Consider the following 17154-nt stretch of genomic DNA (forward strand, 5'->3'; position numbering starts at 1 on the left):
ATAAAGATAAGCTAGAAAAAATTAGATAAAGATGGTCAAGTGGATAAACATAAAGCAAAACATGATCCTAATTATTTAAATATCAATTCATACGCTGTTAATGTCGCTGTTTACTATGCCAATGCTCTTTTACACTATACTAGTTATACCAAAATAGTAGCAATAGGTGTAACTGGATATAAAGACGAATTTGGAACACTCCAAACAAAAATCGGAGTGTATAATGTATCTAAAGAATATTTTGGTATCGGTCAAAAAGTAGCTGAATACTCTGATTTATCATTTTTAAAAGAATCTAACTTTGATGTTTTCGTTGATAAAGTAAATAACTTAGAATTATCGATTGATGAAGCTGAAAGATAAAAAACGTGAAAAAGAAATTGACACCAGACTAACTAAACTTAATAATGACATTTATCAGAATGAAAAAGGTTTAGGTGAAAGTGACCGTGTATATCTTGTTACTGCTTCTATAATTGCGACTCTTGGTGTTCCGGGTAAAGTTAAACCCTTAGATAAAGAAGATTTAAAATCATCCATTGGAGAAGATAACAGAGATGGAGATATACTAATGAGAAAAGTTAACTCTTTTTTAATGAAAAAATATTCCTACAACTAAAAAAGATTTAATCATAAGAACTCTAAAAAATACTTTGACTACAGAAAACATAATTGTTCCTATTATTGGAGAAAGTCAGCTAAAACGAGTATTTAGTAAAATTGTGGATGATTTGGGAATTTTTTACAAAATTGGACTCAATACTGATTTTACTGGGAAGTTATTTAATAAAATGTATTCATGGCTAGGATTTACACAAGATAAACTCAACGATGTAGTCTTAACTCCCTATTATGTTGCAACTTTATTAGTGAAACTTGCTAGAGTTGATAAAGATTCTTAGGTTTGGGACTTTGCGACGGGGTTTCGTGTCATAATAGTGATAGAGGCAAATAGTTATGTAAATACAGGGGTTTTAGATTCTTTACTTGAAAAATAAATTAAATGCTTATCTCTAAAATTTATGTATGGGAAAGAAAAATTAATATTTAGAAATTAGTAATTGGAGGGATATAAGATATGAAATCATATCAAGACATAAATAAAGAGACAATCGATAAGTGGGTTGAAGAAGGATGGGAATGGGCAAAATCTATTTCACATGAAGAATATAATGATGCTAAAAATGGTAATTGGAATGTATTATTAACACCAACAGTTCCTGTTCCACATGAATGGATTGGTAATATAAAAGATAAAAAAATATTGGGATTAGCTTCAGGAGGAGGACAACAAATGCCAATATTCAATGCATTGGGGGCTAAATGTAGCGTACTTGATTATTCTTCAAAGCAAATAGAATCTGAATATAAAGTTGCAAAAAGGGAAGGTTATACGATACAAGCAATAGAAGGTGATATGACTAAAAAACTCCCATTTGATGATGAAACATTTGACATTGTTTTTCATCCTGTTTCAAATTGTTATGTCGAAGATGTACAGCATATTTTTAACGAGGCATATAGAGTATTGAAAAAAGGCGGTGCATTTCTTGCTGGATTAAATAATGAAATAAATTATATTGTAGATCAAGATGAAAAAGAAATAGTTTGGAAGATGCCGTTTAATCCATTGAAAGATGAAAAAGCTAAAGAATTTATGGTTAAAGAAAATGCAGGAATGCAGTTTTCACATAATATGACAGAACAAATAGGTGGTCAATTGAAAGCAGGATTTACCCTAGTAGATATCTACGAAGATACGAATGGATTTGGAAGACTACATGAAATGAACATTAAAACTTATATAGCAACAAGGTCAATAAAAAAATAATTCCGAGTTTTTAAGGATGAGAACCTCCAGAATTGATGTAGTAGAATTATCTAGAAGTATTGATTTTACTATAAGATATTGCCAGTGGTTCTGCGGGATTATTAGTTTCAGCAATGAACGAAATGTTAAATGATGCAAAAGAAAAAATTAATTCTCCTGATAAATTATATAAAATAATATACCCCACCAGATTATTGTTGTTTTAAAATAATCTGGTGGGGTATTTGGTGGGTAACCAATAAATAATATTGATTTTTAGCTTTTTATAATACTCTTAAATACCGTAAAATCAACCATTTCACTTCAAGTTAATTTTATATTTTATTCCCATTCTTCTTTTCCAAACGTACGATTTATCTCAAACCATTCAAAATACTAAATTCTATTTTTTCTTATAGCAGCAAATCCATCTAATTATAGGACGTTTTCAAATTTTTAGTCCCGTCCCAGTCCCAGTACCGGAGAAATATCGTTTTAATATAATATCTCTTAAGCTTGTTTATCAAGTTTTCAAATTAATGTCACTTCGAATTTAGTTCATTTTTACTTTTTGCTTAGAGGGTTTAAATCTAAATATATTACATGATAATTATCCATTCTATGTATATAAGACAAAAGATCTACAGAACCTAAAGTAAGGAGATTTTGTTAAATTATTTGGTCAAGTAAAAACAAAAATTTATAACAAAGGGAAAGAACATAAGAATGTCCGTATTTTGTCTTCTAAGCCCTTAAAAGCAAAAGAACAGGTAAAGAGTCAAGACAAGGATAAAAAGTCCATATTAGGGCAAATAAAAAGCTTTAAGACAGATGACAAAACTAAGTCAACTAAGAAAGACCATGCAAAGGTGCAGAAAGATAAATATCGGCAGTCTTCGGACTGCCTTTATTTTTTTGCTCAGTTTAACGCGGTAAATCATACGATTGAAAGGAATCTGTGTTATATGCTATAATTAGGTGGATAATCTATATATTTAAAAAGGTAAAATATAGAATTGGAGAAAGATATGGAAGAAAGTGAAATTTATCATCCTTCTTTCGATATAGATTTTTTGTATTCTTATGATTTTAAAACTATCAAGCTAGAGGGATATTATGAAAAGGTTTAATGGATTTCAATTGAAACTATTTATGGCAATGCTTATGGTTCTTGATCATTTAGATCATATTCCGGGACTTTTACCACCATGGTGGGCAGAAAGCTTTCATGTCATAACAAGATGTGTTGCACCATTTTTTGCTTACATGGCAGTTGAAGGCTTTCTTCATACCCGAAGCAGGTTGAAATATAATGGGCGTCTGTTTTTGTGGGCAGGCATTATGTTTGCGGGTAACTTTGGAGTGAACCATCTGTTAAATGTAGATTCCCTGACAATTGACAATAATATTTTCTTTACATTGGCGATGGGAGTGCTTGCATTAAACGTATGGTGCTATCCTGTAAAAAGTGACAAGATTAGTTCGAAAGTAATATTAGCATTGCGTATTCTGGTTGCAGTTCCGATTACTGTTTATGCATGCCTAGCATATGAAGGCAGCGAGACTGTCGTTCCATTTATGCTCATTTGTTATTTTTTGCGTAATAAAGTAAACATTCGAAATATTGCTATTTGTGTGTTGTCTGTATTGCTGTTCATTCTAACTTTTGAGATTTATCCATCTATGGACACAACCATAAAGATGATGATGTTCAACAGTGACTGGTTGGTTTTCACAGCATTACCATTTATGTATTTATATAATGGAGAACAGGGACCAAAAACAAAATTCAGCAAATATTTCTTCTATATATTCTATCCGGCTCATTTGTGGATACTGGCCTTGATCGGGTACATTACCACTATTGTATAAGTAGGCAGAAAATTAAAACGATATTAAAAGTTCATCATATTGAAAAAATATTATGGAAATAAGGGAGATATCAGCAGCACCGTTGATGATATAGCTTTGACGTAAATGAAGGAGAATACATTGGTATTATGTGTGCATCCTTATGGATGAGTCAAAATATGAAGAACTTATTAATGCTCCGTATGTATTAAATATGAATGTAAAAGACTCGGAGATGAGAAATGTAAAGGATTATTTGGATAATAAGATAAGAGAATCGATAATGCCAAATGAAAAGTACGATATTAACACAAAAGCAGATATTGAAATGAATCGAAAAAGTGATCTAGAATCTTTAAAGAAAGTCGAATTTGCGATGGTTTTCATTATTTTTATTCTTAATGTGACAAAAGGTTATTCATCCATTAATTTAAGTCTTATGAGTAGAAAGAAGGAAATTGGAAGCCTTTATTCATGCGGTATGGACGTAGATGAGTTAAAGAATATTTATAGAAAAGAGTTTATAGGAGAGCAAATAAAATCATTTATTGTTGCGGGAATAACCACATTAGGAGTCATGATTGTAATATCTCGTATAGCTCCTAATTTAAGTCTAATTATATTAATAAGATATTATGACTATAAATTATTTCTTGGATTTTCTATTGTGGTTTACGCAATCAACTTACTAATCTATAAATTTTCTTTAAAGAGAATTTTAGACAGACCAACAATCGATTTGATTAGAACAGAATAATTTCAAAGAAAGAGGAGTATTTATTAAATAGAAATTAAGCAAGAAGATATCTCTACTTGGACTTGTAATGTTTGTTATTTCTTACCTACTTACAGTAGAAATATTTGAAAGCTATACAAGTCTTAGACAAACTAGACTCACTTTAATGTTTGTCTGCTCAATTATTGGACTAATAGGTTTAACATTTGGGGTAAAGGAAAAGGGCAGATTATTTATAGTATTGAATCTACTTTTGATTTTTTTACTTCCTATAGTAATGTTTGCTAGTCATCTAGTAGGATTTCTTTGAGTAAGATAATAAGTTTATAGTAAAATTTTGTAAATAATCTTAAAAAAGCTATAGGCTTATCCGCTTATAGCTTTTTATCTCTCAACTTCCTTTCCATAATAATTTTCATAGTTTTTCCTATATTGAACAAGGTCAGAAAATTGTTCTTTATTTAAAGAATACTCTTGCATAAGGGTGTTCTTTTTTTCTTGCAATTTATCAAGTTTGGTTAATATTTCTTTTATCTTTGGTAGTTTTGTATAGTTTTCTAAAATTTCTTTAGCGGCAATTTTATATACGGAAAGTTCACTATAATATTCTTCTGCAAATTGCTTATCATCAGGATTTTTCTTATGGTATTTATAGATTTCACGATACTTATTTATAGTATTTATATTTTCCATATCTTGAGATAAACTCTTCATTTCAGTTTCAATTTTCTTTATTTTATCTAATAAGTCTTGTCTATCATCAGCAGATTTTTTGATCAGATCATCGAGTTGAGTGATTGAATTAATTCCTTGCTCTCTAAGTTTTATTATTGAATCAGCCATTGTTTTGATATTGTGTTTTCTTGCCCAGACTTCGTAACCTTTTGAGGATTGAGCTTTTTCATTAGTAGATATATCAATAATATTTCCTACACGCTTTTTAATAGGATTAGATTTATTTTTAATAGCTAAATCTATTCTTTCTTTGATTTTTTCTTCAGTATAATCTTCTCCGATAGTCTTAGCTCTTGTAAATCTTTGCTTATCTTTATGACGAAAAGCAATGTGTTTACCAAACTTAATTTCATAATCAATAGATTTCATATTTTCTAAAAACTCTTCCCACGATTTAGACTTATTAATCATTCTGTCTATATCAAATCGTAGTTTAGACTTCCAAGAATTTCCTTTCTTATTTTGGTCATATTCGTACCAAGATTTACCCGCAGTTTTATATTTTCTTTTGTAAGCTTCATAATATTTATCAATGACTGAAAGCTTATTTTCTTTACATAATTCATCACTTTGATACCTAATTTTATGGTAATTTTTTTGTTAGATTGGTAGCATTTACCAGTCTTGTAATTAACATTATTAAATATTATATGGTTATGGATATGCCCTCTATCTATATGAGTTGCAAGAACAAATTCATAATCTTCTTTTAAAATTTTCTTACATAATTTCATTCCAATTTCGTGAGCTTTTATAGCGTCAACCTCTCCAGGTAGGAAAGATTGGATTAAATGTCTAGCTAAGACTGTTCCTTTAGTATCATTATCTTCTCGAGTTTTCAAAAATTGAATATGGGCAGTAGCTGGGTGACATTTAAATGAAGATACTAAAATTTTTTCATCAGTTTTTTCACTCTTAGTAATGTAGTCTATTGCTAAATTTAGAGTTGATTTTATAGGATGTATTTTTGTTATTGCCATACTAATCACCAGAACTTTCTTTTGATTTATTAAGAAGTAGGGAATGGATCTGCCATATTTCTCTTGATAATTTTTCTATCTGTTTATTCATTGACTCGATTTCATTTTTGTAAATAACACCAGTTATATTAGTTGCTTTTGCAATCTGGTTTATATTAATTGTTGCATTTTAAAATAGGCATTGGAGATGTCAAAATAAATTAATCCTCATAATATACACTCAAAAAGACCGTAGATTGAAACTACGGCCTAATTTTTTTGTACAAATGTAAAGTACTTGGAACTATTATTCACTTTATTCTTTTTTACTTACAATACCATTTGAGTCCCAGTACCGGACAATAAAGGTAAAAGCAATCTATTAACTTTAAAGAATCTTATTTTCCTTATGGAATCCTTAAATTTGTATTTTATACTAAGTTTATAAAATGAAGAGGAGGTTCATTTATGGACAAATTTATATTAGAAACAAAAAATCTTACTAAAACATTTGGAAAACAAAAAGCAGTAGATGATATTTCTTTAAAAATACAAGAGAATTCTATCTATGGCTTGCTAGGACCTAACGGTGCTGGTAAATCGACTACATTGAAGATGATTACTGGAATGATTCATAAAACATCTGGAGAAATCTTTTTTGAAGGTCACCAGTGGAGTCGTGACGATTTATCGGATATTGGTGCCTTGATAGAGATGCCAGCCTTGTATGAGAACTTATCGGCTAGGGAAAATTTAAAAGTAAGGACACTCCTACTAGGGTTACCAGATTCTAGGATTGATGAAGTTTTGGAAATAGTTAGTTTAAAAGATACTGGCAAAAAGAAAAGTGGTCAATTTTCTTTAGGGATGAAACAAAGGCTAGGTATCGCAATTGCCTTATTAAACAATCCTAAGCTTTTGATTTTAGATGAACCAACAAACGGACTTGATCCTCTAGGAATTCAGAAATTGCGTGATTTAATAAGATCTTTCCCAGAAAAAGGAATAACCGTTATTTTATCTAGTCATATTTTAGCAGAAGTTGAACAAACTGCTGATCATATTGGGATTATTAATAATGGAAAATTACAATATCAAAACATTATTAATCATGATGATAATCTAGAAGAACTTTTTATGAATGTTATAAAAAGTGGAATGGGAGTGTAAAAATGATATCTTATATTCTTGCAGAAAATTTAAAACACAAGGGCACTTTCTTGAAGAAGTTATTAGTTATTATGCCAATAACTTTAATCTTATTGTCATTATTTCTTATGCCAAGTTATTTCACTACTAATTCCTATAACTGGTGGTACGTCATAATAATGCCTGCAACTTTTGCCTTAATCCCAGCAATGATTGATAGAAGAGAAAGTAGAAAGTTAAACTACAGAGCAGTTTTTCCTCTAAATATTAAGCTTGAAAAGTTATGGGTTTCAAAAATAATTACAGCATTAATTTATATGAGTATTGCTGCTATAATTCATATGCTAGGAGTGTATATTTTTCAATTTTTAATTGGAGAGCAATTAACACCAAACTATGGATTTTCAACATTACTATTTGCAAGTTTCTTACTAATAATAACTAATATTTGGCAAATCCCTCTATGCTTTTTCTTAGCAAAAAAATTTGGCTTTATCGCAAGTATTGCAGTAAATGCAGTATTAGGTTTAGGAGCAGGAATATTGTTGTCTGACGGTGCTTTTTGGATTTATTGCCCATATTCTTGGGGAATTAGGTTAATGATTCCTGTTATGCATATTCTACCAAGTGGTATTTTAATAGAAGCATCAAATCCAATGGTATCAAACACATCGTTACTTATTCCTTGTATTTTATCTATATGTCTATTTACCTTACTAACAATGATAAGTGCAAAATGGTTTTCAAATCAAGAGGTAAAGTAATGATAAATATAATAAAATCAGAAATATACAAAATTAAAGGCACCTGGCTTCCTTGGATTCACATAGTCTTACCTATAGCCTATTCTTTAATATTTTATCTGGCATCAAAAACCACTGGATTAAAAAATTTTGAAGAAAGCGATATAATACAAACTTATTTTGTACTTTTAGGAGCGGTAATGCCAATAATATTATGTTTTATAAGTTCAAAAGTATTTGATATGGAAATGAGTGCTGGAAAATTTCAAGTGCTTTTATCTACTACAAAATCTAGAAGCAAAGCCTATATAGGAAAACTCCTTGTATTAGAATTGGGATTTGTTATTTCGCTATCTTTATCTGTTGTGATTTTTGCATTATTAACAGGATATCAAAATATCTTAGATTGGTTTATTGAATTTTTCTTAATTCTTATTAGCAGCCTTTCTCTATACATGATTCATCTTTGGGTATCAATTGAATTAAGTAGTGGTGCATCTATAGGATTGGGTTTTCTAGAAACAATGATTGCTTTACTTTCGATGACTGTCATTGGTGATAGTATTTGGTATTTTATTCCTTGTACTTGGGGCTCCAGGCTTCCAGCTATGTATATTACTATGAGCAAAGTTTCGGATGCTTCCTATTTTTATAAAGAGTTAAGGCTGTGGTGTTTAATAGCATCCTTTATTATCTTAATCCTATTTATTTCCTCAATAATTTGGTTTAATAAGTGGGATGGAAAATCTATTAGTGAATAAAAGTTTTTAATTTAAAATTATGAGGTGATAAAATGTCTTTAATTCTTGCAGTTGATGATGAGTTAGATATGCTTGAACTAATAAAAAACATTTTGAAAAAGAACAACCATCAAGTCGATGTATATCAAAATCCTTTAGACGTTGATAATAGTAAGCTTAGTAAATATGATTTGATACTACTTGATGTTATGATGCCAGGTATTGACGGAATTAGTTTCTGTAAGGATATTCGAGCTAAAGTAGACTGCCCTATTCTTTTTTTAACGGCAAAAACTATGGAAGAAGATATAGTTGAAGGCTTATTAATTGGAGGAGATGATTACATCACAAAACCATTCGGTGCATCAGAACTCCTAGCTCGTATAGAGGCACATTTAAGACGAGAAAAAAGAGAACGACACACTAGTCTAAATCTCGGCGAGATTCGTTTTGATTTATCTTCCAATGAAGTCTTTGTAGGAGATGAAAAAGTTCATTTGACAAAATCTGAGTATCAAATTTCAGAATTACTAGCAAAAAGAAAAGGACAAGTATTTTCAAGAGAGCAAATATATGAGCTTATTTTTGGATTTGATGGTATAAGAGATGCATCTGCAATATCAGAACATATAAAAAATATTAGGGCAAAATTTCAAAAATATTATGAAAATCCAATTGAAACAGTATGGGGGATCGGATATAAATGGAATTAAAATCAAAAGGTCAATCTCTTAAAAATATACTTTTTAAATATTTGTTAAGTATTGCACTAGGACTAGTAATCTCTGTTGGATTAATAATGGCTTTTATATCTGCTTCTTTCCAATTTAAGTGGATATTTCCTGCAAACCATACTGAGAGTTTAATTCTTGAAAAAAGGATAGATATTGCCACTTCAAAAAATTTCGATAAATCATTGCTACCAAATAATACATCTTATCTATTTTTATCAAAAGACGAAAAAGTTGTAGAAACAAATATGAATAAGAATATCCAAGATATAGCCTTTAATTATCATAAGGGGTCTGGTTATTCTAATGCCAATTTATCTTTTATGGAAATACAAAGATCAGATGGATATGTACTTGTAGCTTATGACCTAAAACCTTATTATAAAAGTACTTGGATGCAAAAAAATCTACCACAAGTAAATAATTTATTTCTAAGCTTACTTATAATATTTTGTCTTATAAGTATTATTACTATCACATTAATTTGGGCAAAGAAAATATCAAAAGAATTAAATCCTTTGCTAGAAGCTTCGGAAGAAATCAGGAAACAAAACTTAGATTTTCAAGTTAAAAAGTCAAATGTTCAGGAATTTAATGTCATATTAGAAAGTTTAGAAAAAATAAAGTTAGGGTTAAGTGAATCTTTAAGGACAAATTGGAGAGAGGAAGAGAAAAAAAGAAATCAGATTTCAGCATTAAGCCATGATATAAAGACTCCTCTTTCAATTATAAAGGGAAATTCAGAGTTATTGGGAGAAACAAACCTAACAGAAGATCAGGAAAGCTATCTAGGTTATATTAGAAAAAACACAAACCGTATTGGTAAATATATTGAAACCTTAATGCTTGTTAATAAATCTAACCAAGCAAATGAATTAAACTTTACTCAAATTAGAGCAAAAGAATTTGTAGAAAACATTGAAAAACTAGCTAAAGAATTCACATCAACTTATAAGTTAAATCTTTTAGAAGATATTAACTATGATGATGATTTTTTAATAGTAGATTTAAAAAATTTTGAACGAGCCTTTCTAAATATTCTGAGTAACGCCGAGGAGCAAAGTCCTAAAAACTCAACTATTGAGTTACTTATAAGTTCCAAATCTGATAAGCTTAAAATATCAATACTAGATCAAGGACATGGATTTACAGGTGAAGACCTATTATATGCAACAGATCAATTCTATCAAGGAGACAAAAGTAGGCATTCAAAAGAAAACTATGGTATTGGTTTATTTGTTTCTGAACAAATTATTAATATGCATGGAGGAAGTCTTGTTTTAGAAAATAGGACTGATAAAATAGGTGCAAAGGTCAGCATATTATTACCTGTCAAGAATACTCTCATATAGGGTATTCTTTTTTTGTATTCATAAATTATATATGAGAATACTAAGTTTTTTTATCAGTTTTTTCACTCTTAGTAATGTAACCTATTTCCAAATTTAGAGTTAATTTTATTGGATGAATTTTTGTAATTGCCACACTAATCACCAGAACTTTCATTTGATTTATTAAGAAGTATGGAATGGATCTGCCATATTTCTTTTGCCAATTTTTCTATTTCTTTATTCATTGAATCAATTTCATTTTTGTATATAACACCAGTTGTATTAGTAGCCTTTGCAATCTAGTATATATTATTTGTTGCATTTGAAATTAACCATTGTAGATCTCTAAATAAATTAATCGTCATAATATATACGCAAAAAAGACCGCAGCTTGAAACTACGGTCTTATTTTTGTCCAAATGTAAACCACTTGGAACTATTATTTATTTTATTCTTTTTTACTTCCAGTACCATTTGAGTACCATTAGTCGTTTTTCATTCTCTTTATAGCTTGTAATTAAGCCATTTTAGAAAATTTTGCGATTATTCCCACTCAATTGTTGCAGGAGGTTTCCCGGTGATATCATAGACAATCCGGTTGACGTGGGCGACTTCGTTAACGATCCGGGTGGAGATTTCTTGGAGTACATCCCATGGTAGTTGGGCGAATTCTCCGGTCATGCCGTCGATGGAGGTAATGGCGCGGATGCCGACCATGTGGTCGTAGGTCCGTTCGTCCCCCATGACACCGACTGATTTAACATTCGGTAAGACGGTGAAGTATTGCCATACATCTTTTTCAAGGCCACGTTGGGCGATGACTTCGCGGAGGATGGCATCGGATTCACGGACGATCTCTAATTTTTCTTCAGTGACTTCCCCTAGGACCCGGATGGCTAGGCCTGGGCCAGGGAAGGGTTGCCGCCAGACGATATTATGTGGCATACCTAGGGCTTCGCCTAGGGCGCGAACTTCATCTTTAAAGAGGGTATTTAAGGGCTCAATCAATTCAAATTGCATATCTTCGGGTAGTCCGCCCACATTGTGGTGCGACTTGATGGTTTGGGCTGAGTCAGTACCAGATTCAATTACATCGGTATAAAGGGTTCCTTGGGCCAGGAAGTCAATGCCGTTTAATTTGCTGGCTTCGTCATCGAAGACATAAACAAATTCGTTTCCGATAATTTTACGTTTGCGTTCAGGGTCTGCCACACCGGCTAGTTTACCTAGGAAGCGGTCTTTAGCATCAACCCGGATAATATGGAGACCAAATTGTTCTAAGGTTGCCATGACGCTATCGCCTTCGTTTTTACGGAGCAGACCGTGGTCGACAAATATACAAACCAGTTGGTCACCAATCGCTTTTTGTAAGAGGACACCCACGACGGAGGAGTCAACCCCACCAGATAGGCCAAGAAGAACTTTACGATTGCCAACTTTTTCCTGGATACTTTGGACAGCTAGGTCAATGAAGTTTTCCATGGTCCAGTTGCCTTGAGCACCACAGATATTAAAGGCAAAGTTCTTTAACATGGTATTGCCGTTGACGGATAAGCGAACTTCAGGATGGAATTGGACTCCGTAAATATTCCGTTCAGGATTTTCGAAGGCAGCAATAGGACAAGCTGCAGTTTGGCCGGTGACTTCAAAGCCTTGGGGGGCTTGGGTGACTAAGTCACCGTGGCTCATCAAGACTTGTTGTGAGTCACCTAAGCCTTTAAAAAAGGCTGAATCATTTTTTAGAATTTGGATGGGAGCTTGACCGTATTCACGGTGGTGACCGCGTTCTACTTTGCCTTTAAATAAATAGGTAATTAATTGCATTCCATAACAAATGCCCAAGACTGGAATCCCCAATTCAAAAATCGCTGGATCAACGTGATAAGCATCGTTGGCATAGACCGACTTAGGTCCACCCGATAGGATAATTCCTTTAACATTGCCCTTAGCTATGATTTCATCTGCTGTTAATTTATTGGAGAGGAGTTCACTGTAAACCCCAAGTTCACGTAAACGTCGGGTAATGAGTTGATTATATTGACTACCAAAGTCAAGCACGATGATTTTTTCAATCTCGTTTAAAGATTGGATGGTATCCATTAAATCTTCCTTTCTTTTCTTCTAGTATTTTCTTACTTTGACTAAATCGACGGAGTGATCAGCTGATTTATGGATAATAATGTCCGCTCGCTCCATAGTAGGTTCAATATTTTGAACTAAGTTGGTTAAATTAACAGTATACCAAACTTCATTGCCAAAGTCTTTGATTTTTTCTTCTGGCCAGGAAAGCATAGGATAGAAGAAAGAATCAGGTTGGTCTTTGGATAGTTCCATTAACATCCGATACCGTTGGGTATACCAATTTTTAATATCCCGGTGGTCGGCATCAACATAAATGGAGAAATCAAAGAAATCGGAAACATAAATATGTTCATTTTGAGGTAATTGGAGGGTGTTAATCCCTTCAATAATTAAAATATCAGGATTATCAATGGTTATGAATTCTCCGGCTACAATATCATTGCTCTCGTGAGAGTAATGAGGGTATTGAGCGGGATCATTAGTGGTTTTGACCGTGTTCATAAAATGGATTAAGGCTTTCATATCATAGGATTCAGGAAAGCCCTTGCGGTCAAATAGGTTTTCTTCTTGGAGTTGGGCATTGGAGTATAGGAAACCATCGGTGGTCATCATATCTACTTTCCGGTCAGGATAAATTTTGGCCAACATTTTATGTAGGACCCGCGCAATGGTGGATTTACCAACGGCAACCGAACCAGAAATACCAATAATAAACGGGGTTGAATTGGCTAAATTTGGTTTGTGGAGCATGCGATGTTTGATATGGTTTAATTTATTCATATTTTCTAAGAAAATATGGATATATTTTAAAAGAGGGGCATAGATTTCGTCGATATCCTCTTGATATAACCGGTCATTCAGGGATACCAATTCTTGAAGACGTTTGACATCAATGGTTAAGTCATCGGTTTCCATTAATTGTGACCACTGGTCACGCGAGAACTGGTAATAGTTATTGATTTTTACAGGCATTTACTCACCTCAAATTTTATTTGCAGAACTTTTCTAATGTAACCTTTATTTTAGCATAAAAAAAGCGCTTTAAATATAGTATAGACGTGAATATATAGTTTTTTCTTTGCTAAATCCGCCTTTTCCATGTAAAATAAATTAGGATTATTGTCAAAATAAGAGGGAGAAAGGGGATTAGTATGACAGATTGGCAAAATAAATTTGTGAGTCAAGATATGGTTCGCGCAAGTAACTGTGGCTACGGCCATGCGCATAGTAAGATCATTTTAATGGGCGAACATGCTGTGGTCTATGATTATCCTGCAATTGCTATTCCCTTTACTTCCGTTCAAGTTCGGGTAAAAGTTCAAGCCAACCAAATTGGCCGCGATTTTATTCAAAGTTCTATTTATACGGGGCCCCTAACCACTGTCCCCAAGCAAATGGAGAATATCCAGGCCCTGGTAAACCTAACCCGGGATTCCTTCCAGTTTGATCGTAAAGCACTATTGATTAAGATTGATTCAGACATTCCTGCTGGACGAGGAATGGGATCGTCGGCAGCAGTATCCGTTGCTTTAGTCCGGGCTATTTGTGACTACTTTAATTATTCTATTTCAGATTACCAATTACATCTCCTGGTAAATCAAGCTGAGGCTATTGCTCATGAATCAACGTCTGGCTTGGATACCTTAATTACAGCTTCCGATAAACCAGTCATCTATCGGAAGAGTCAAAAACCCTTTAATTTCCCGCTAGATTTAAATGCTTATTTAGTTTTAGCTGATTCAGGTATGGAAGGACGCACCCAACAAGCTGTTTCCCGAGTGCTTCAACTAAAATTACAGCAAAAAGAATTCGTTGCAGAGTTAATGGAAAGCATCGGTAATTTTGTTGAGCAAGCCTATACAGCCATTCAGGATAAAAATCCAGCTGAGCTAGGTCGACTCATGACCTACAATCATTATTATCTGAATCAATTAGGGGTATCTAACGAACGATTAGACCGAATCATTAATGCTTCATGGATGGCAGGGGCCTTAGGTGCTAAATTAACCGGTGGCGGTATGGGCGGATGTGTGATTACCTTAGCCGAGAATTTAAACCAAGCCAAGGTTATTGCCAAAGCTATGAAGCAGGCAGGTGCGCACAAGACTTGGACCTTAAATTTAAATAAATTTGCCTAATTTATTGAGTGTTTTCTAGGAGGATGGCTATGACAGCAGATAAATATCAAGCCCGAATGCGGGCCCATACCAATATTGCTTTAGTTAAATATTGGGGTAAGCGGAATAAAAATTTATTTTTACCAGTCACATCGAGTCTGTCTTTGACACTCGATGCTTTTTATACTGAAACGGAAGTGCTTTTTGATCCTAGCTTGAAAGAAGATTCTTTCACTTTAGACGGACAAGTTCAAACGGGTCAGAGTCTAGCCAAGGTGTCAAATTTTGTGGACTTATTTCGGCGAGACTTTAATATGTCGCTCCCTGTCCAAATTACTAGTCGAAACCATGTGCCGACGGCGGCTGGTTTGGCTTCTTCTGCTTCGGCTTTTGCAGCCTTAGCTGCGGCTAGTAACCAAGCGCTGGGTTTAGGTTTAAGTCCAGAAGAAGTTTCCGTCTATGCCCGCCAGGGTTCGGGGTCAGCCAGTCGTTCCTTGTTCGGAGGTTTTGCGCTTTGGCATAAGGGTCAAGGGGATGATTCGGCCTCGTCCTATGCCCAACAAATTGATCCAGCTGATTGGGATATTGCCATGTTAGTGGTCCTAGTGAATCCTGGCCCTAAGAAGATTTCTAGCCGGCAAGGGATGGAACATACCATGCAAAGTTCACCTTTTTATGCCTTATGGCCTGAAGAAGTGGCCAAAGACTTAAGTGCCATGGAGGATGCCATCAAAGACCGGAATATCGATCAAATTGGGATAATTGCCGAGCACAATGCCATGAAAATGCATGCGACGATGATTGCGTCTAACCCCTCTTTTACATACTGGCAAGCCCAATCACTCTTAGCGATGGAACGGGTACGTCAACTACGCCAGGCTGGTTATTCTGCTTATTTCACCATGGACGCAGGACCAAACGTCAAAGTTATCTGTCCTTATTCCCAAGTTGAAGCCATTCGGCAAGCCCTCTTAGACGATTTTGCTGAAGATCACTTGGTTATTAGCCGGCCAGGTCCCGCGCCTTATGCGGTATAGGAGTGAAAGATGTTAAAAAAAATTAAGCATGACCCAACACTTAACTCTCAAGGACAAGGATTTGCTCCAGGGAAATTATACTTAGCTGGAGAATATGCGGTCTTAGCCCCACGGCAACCGGCTATTTTATTAGCCTTGAATCGCTATGTAAAAGTTACAATTAAGCCAAGTTCGACTCTGAACCAGGGGATTTTGAGTCAAGCCAAGGGTCAGGCCGATTACCATTACCAAAGGCAAAATGGAAGTATTCCGCAAAAAGAGGCCTATTGGACTTATTGTTTAGCTGCGATTCAGATTGTTGAAGTTTTATTTCGTCAGAAGGGACAAGTCATCGCTGATTATCATTTAGAAACAATGAGCGACTTAGTCGAGGAAGTTAGCGGCAAAAAATTTGGGCTAGGTTCCTCTGGCGCTATTACAGTAGCTACGATTAGAGCCCTCCTTGATTTTTATGGTTACCAGGCCGATTCCCCTTTAGATGTTTATAAATTAGCTGTCCTAGCCCTAGTTAACCTGGGCAATAATGGGTCCTTTGGTGACCTAGCTGCCGCTGCCTTTGGAGGCTGGGTCTATTATCAAGCCCCAGATCGCCAATGGTTAGCTGACCAGGTTTCTCAGAATCAAACGATTGATTTCTTTTTGGAAAATTCCTGGCCGAACTTGCAAATTGAATCTTTGCCAGTACCTAGTAAAATTGACTTTTTAGTGGCATGGACCCAGAGTCCTGCCTCTTCTGACCATTTTGTGGCTAATTTTAAAGAGGCCAGTCAACAGGAACCTCAGCGTTATCAGGAGTTTTTAGCTGAGAATAAGGATGCGGTCTTGGCTTTAAAAACTGCCTTGATTCAAGATGATGTAGGCCAAAGTCAAAGCTTAATCAATAAGATCGGTCAACAATTGGATAACCTATCTCATCATTTAAAGCTAGGTATTTTAACGCCGCAATTAGAAACGATGATTAGCCTAGCCCAAGTCTATGGCTATGCGGCTAAATCTTCCGGAGCGGGTGGGGGCGACTGTGGTATAGCCTTAGGTGGCCTAGAAGCACGGAAGACTGACTTAATTCGTGCCTGGGAAAAACAAGAGATTACTTATTTAGATTTACAAATTAGCCAAACTTTTTGAAGGAGAAA

15 protein-coding genes and 4 pseudogenes are annotated in these 17154 nt (G+C 34.0%); 14 read left to right on the top strand and 5 right to left on the bottom strand.

Features of this window, described 5'->3' with window-relative positions:
- Window positions 1-39: 39 nt before the first annotated feature.
- The 6 genes and pseudogenes from HMPREF9257_RS09460 (at window position 40) to HMPREF9257_RS08085 (ending at window position 4418) form a co-directional block, all read left to right on the top strand.
- On the top strand, window positions 40-363 hold the full coding sequence (locus tag HMPREF9257_RS09460; protein WP_245526832.1) for a hypothetical protein: 324 nt from the start codon (window positions 40-42) through the stop codon (window positions 361-363).
- Window positions 347-619 (top strand): hypothetical protein, encoded by a 273-nt coding sequence (locus tag HMPREF9257_RS09465; RefSeq protein WP_006419004.1) that lies wholly within the window; start codon window positions 347-349, stop codon window positions 617-619. The genes HMPREF9257_RS09460 and HMPREF9257_RS09465 overlap by 17 nt, the downstream gene beginning before the upstream one ends.
- 459 nt (window positions 620-1078) lie before the next feature.
- The gene (locus tag HMPREF9257_RS08070) at window positions 1079-1831 is read left to right on the top strand and encodes a class I SAM-dependent methyltransferase (RefSeq protein ID WP_006419075.1); all 753 of its coding nucleotides are present in this window, start codon (window positions 1079-1081) and stop codon (window positions 1829-1831) included.
- Between the two features lie 605 nt (window positions 1832-2436).
- Window positions 2437-2784, top strand: a pseudogene (locus HMPREF9257_RS09035) (hypothetical protein); the annotation flags it as partial.
- A 142-nt stretch (window positions 2785-2926) separates the two neighbouring features.
- Entirely contained in the window at window positions 2927-3682 is a 756-nt protein-coding gene (locus HMPREF9257_RS08080) for a TraX family protein (protein WP_006419066.1), read from the top strand.
- A 142-nt stretch (window positions 3683-3824) separates the two neighbouring features.
- A complete protein-coding gene (locus HMPREF9257_RS08085) occupies window positions 3825-4418 on the top strand; it encodes an ABC transporter permease family protein (RefSeq protein WP_006419052.1) in 594 nt (197 codons plus the stop codon).
- A gap of 363 nt (window positions 4419-4781) precedes the next feature.
- Here the strand turns inward: HMPREF9257_RS08085 and HMPREF9257_RS09045 are convergent.
- Window positions 4782-6112, bottom strand: a pseudogene (locus HMPREF9257_RS09045) (relaxase/mobilization nuclease domain-containing protein).
- Between the two features lies 1 nt (window position 6113).
- Window positions 6114-6281: pseudogene (locus HMPREF9257_RS09050) on the bottom strand (plasmid mobilization protein); the annotation flags it as partial.
- Between the two features lie 278 nt (window positions 6282-6559).
- Between HMPREF9257_RS09050 and HMPREF9257_RS08100 the strand changes: the two are divergent.
- The 5 genes from HMPREF9257_RS08100 to HMPREF9257_RS08120 are packed head-to-tail and all read left to right on the top strand — an operon-like array spanning window position 6560 to window position 10806.
- Window positions 6560-7261: a lantibiotic protection ABC transporter ATP-binding protein gene (locus tag HMPREF9257_RS08100; protein ID WP_006419026.1), complete on the top strand. Its 702-nt coding sequence runs from the start codon at window positions 6560-6562 to the stop codon at window positions 7259-7261.
- Window positions 7262-7263: 2 nt separating this feature from the next.
- Entirely contained in the window at window positions 7264-8004 is a 741-nt protein-coding gene (locus HMPREF9257_RS08105; protein ID WP_006419050.1) for a lantibiotic immunity ABC transporter MutE/EpiE family permease subunit, read from the top strand.
- Complete coding sequence (locus HMPREF9257_RS08110; RefSeq protein ID WP_006418999.1) at window positions 8004-8744, top strand: lantibiotic immunity ABC transporter MutG family permease subunit; 741 nt, start codon at window positions 8004-8006, stop codon at window positions 8742-8744. The genes HMPREF9257_RS08105 and HMPREF9257_RS08110 overlap by 1 nt, the downstream gene beginning before the upstream one ends.
- Window positions 8745-8776: 32 nt before the next feature.
- Entirely contained in the window at window positions 8777-9436 is a 660-nt protein-coding gene (locus HMPREF9257_RS08115) for a response regulator transcription factor (RefSeq protein WP_006419044.1), read from the top strand.
- A complete protein-coding gene (locus HMPREF9257_RS08120; protein ID WP_006419010.1) occupies window positions 9427-10806 on the top strand; it encodes a sensor histidine kinase in 1380 nt (459 codons plus the stop codon). The genes HMPREF9257_RS08115 and HMPREF9257_RS08120 overlap by 10 nt, the downstream gene beginning before the upstream one ends.
- A gap of 134 nt (window positions 10807-10940) precedes the next feature.
- Here HMPREF9257_RS08120 and HMPREF9257_RS09055 read toward each other — a convergent pair.
- The 3 genes and pseudogenes from HMPREF9257_RS09055 to coaA form a co-directional block, all read right to left on the bottom strand.
- Window positions 10941-11135 (bottom strand): annotated as a pseudogene (locus HMPREF9257_RS09055) (plasmid mobilization protein); the annotation flags it as partial.
- A gap of 193 nt (window positions 11136-11328) precedes the next feature.
- Window positions 11329-12885: a glutamine-hydrolyzing GMP synthase gene (gene guaA, locus HMPREF9257_RS08125; protein WP_006418984.1), complete on the bottom strand. Its 1557-nt coding sequence runs from the start codon at window positions 12883-12885 to the stop codon at window positions 11329-11331.
- Between the two features lie 21 nt (window positions 12886-12906).
- A complete protein-coding gene (gene coaA / locus HMPREF9257_RS08130) occupies window positions 12907-13839 on the bottom strand; it encodes a type I pantothenate kinase (RefSeq protein WP_006419057.1) in 933 nt (310 codons plus the stop codon).
- Window positions 13840-14018: 179 nt separating this feature from the next.
- Here coaA and mvk point away from each other — a divergent pair, with 179 nt between their 5' ends.
- Genes mvk through HMPREF9257_RS08145 form a run of 3 tightly spaced genes read left to right on the top strand, consistent with a single transcriptional unit; the run spans window position 14019 to window position 17146 of the window.
- Complete coding sequence (gene mvk, locus HMPREF9257_RS08135; protein ID WP_006419043.1) at window positions 14019-15005, top strand: mevalonate kinase; 987 nt, start codon at window positions 14019-14021, stop codon at window positions 15003-15005.
- Between the two features lie 29 nt (window positions 15006-15034).
- Complete coding sequence (mvaD, locus tag HMPREF9257_RS08140; protein ID WP_006419028.1) at window positions 15035-16021, top strand: diphosphomevalonate decarboxylase; 987 nt, start codon at window positions 15035-15037, stop codon at window positions 16019-16021.
- A 9-nt stretch (window positions 16022-16030) separates the two neighbouring features.
- Window positions 16031-17146 carry a phosphomevalonate kinase gene (locus tag HMPREF9257_RS08145; protein ID WP_006419033.1) on the top strand — a complete coding sequence of 372 codons (1116 nt, stop codon included), beginning with the start codon at window positions 16031-16033 and terminating at the stop codon, window positions 17144-17146.
- The last annotated feature ends 8 nt before the right edge of the window (window positions 17147-17154 follow it).

Source organism: Eremococcus coleocola ACS-139-V-Col8 (assembly GCF_000183205.1).
GTDB classification, from domain to species: domain Bacteria; phylum Bacillota; class Bacilli; order Lactobacillales; family Aerococcaceae; genus Eremococcus; species Eremococcus coleocola.

What these genes read in the sequence shown, in the direction of transcription:
- HMPREF9257_RS09465 (WP_006419004.1), top strand. Translation starts at nt 347, where the DNA reads ATGAAGCTGAAAGATAAAAAACGTGAAAAAGAAATTGACACCAGACTA.
- HMPREF9257_RS08070 (WP_006419075.1), top strand. Translation starts at nt 1,079, where the DNA reads ATGAAATCATATCAAGACATAAATAAAGAGACAATCGATAAGTGGGTT.
- HMPREF9257_RS08080 (WP_006419066.1), top strand. Translation starts at nt 2,927, where the DNA reads ATGAAAAGGTTTAATGGATTTCAATTGAAACTATTTATGGCAATGCTT.
- HMPREF9257_RS08085 (WP_006419052.1), top strand. Translation starts at nt 3,825, where the DNA reads ATGGATGAGTCAAAATATGAAGAACTTATTAATGCTCCGTATGTATTA.
- HMPREF9257_RS08100 (WP_006419026.1), top strand. Translation starts at nt 6,560, where the DNA reads ATGGACAAATTTATATTAGAAACAAAAAATCTTACTAAAACATTTGGA.
- HMPREF9257_RS08105 (WP_006419050.1), top strand. Translation starts at nt 7,264, where the DNA reads ATGATATCTTATATTCTTGCAGAAAATTTAAAACACAAGGGCACTTTC.
- HMPREF9257_RS08110 (WP_006418999.1), top strand. Translation starts at nt 8,004, where the DNA reads ATGATAAATATAATAAAATCAGAAATATACAAAATTAAAGGCACCTGG.
- HMPREF9257_RS08115 (WP_006419044.1), top strand. Translation starts at nt 8,777, where the DNA reads ATGTCTTTAATTCTTGCAGTTGATGATGAGTTAGATATGCTTGAACTA.
- HMPREF9257_RS08120 (WP_006419010.1), top strand. Translation starts at nt 9,427, where the DNA reads ATGGAATTAAAATCAAAAGGTCAATCTCTTAAAAATATACTTTTTAAA.
- guaA (WP_006418984.1), bottom strand. Translation starts at nt 12,885, where the DNA reads ATGGATACCATCCAATCTTTAAACGAGATTGAAAAAATCATCGTGCTT.
- coaA (WP_006419057.1), bottom strand. Translation starts at nt 13,839, where the DNA reads ATGCCTGTAAAAATCAATAACTATTACCAGTTCTCGCGTGACCAGTGG.
- mvk (WP_006419043.1), top strand. Translation starts at nt 14,019, where the DNA reads ATGACAGATTGGCAAAATAAATTTGTGAGTCAAGATATGGTTCGCGCA.
- mvaD (WP_006419028.1), top strand. Translation starts at nt 15,035, where the DNA reads ATGACAGCAGATAAATATCAAGCCCGAATGCGGGCCCATACCAATATT.
- HMPREF9257_RS08145 (WP_006419033.1), top strand. Translation starts at nt 16,031, where the DNA reads ATGTTAAAAAAAATTAAGCATGACCCAACACTTAACTCTCAAGGACAA.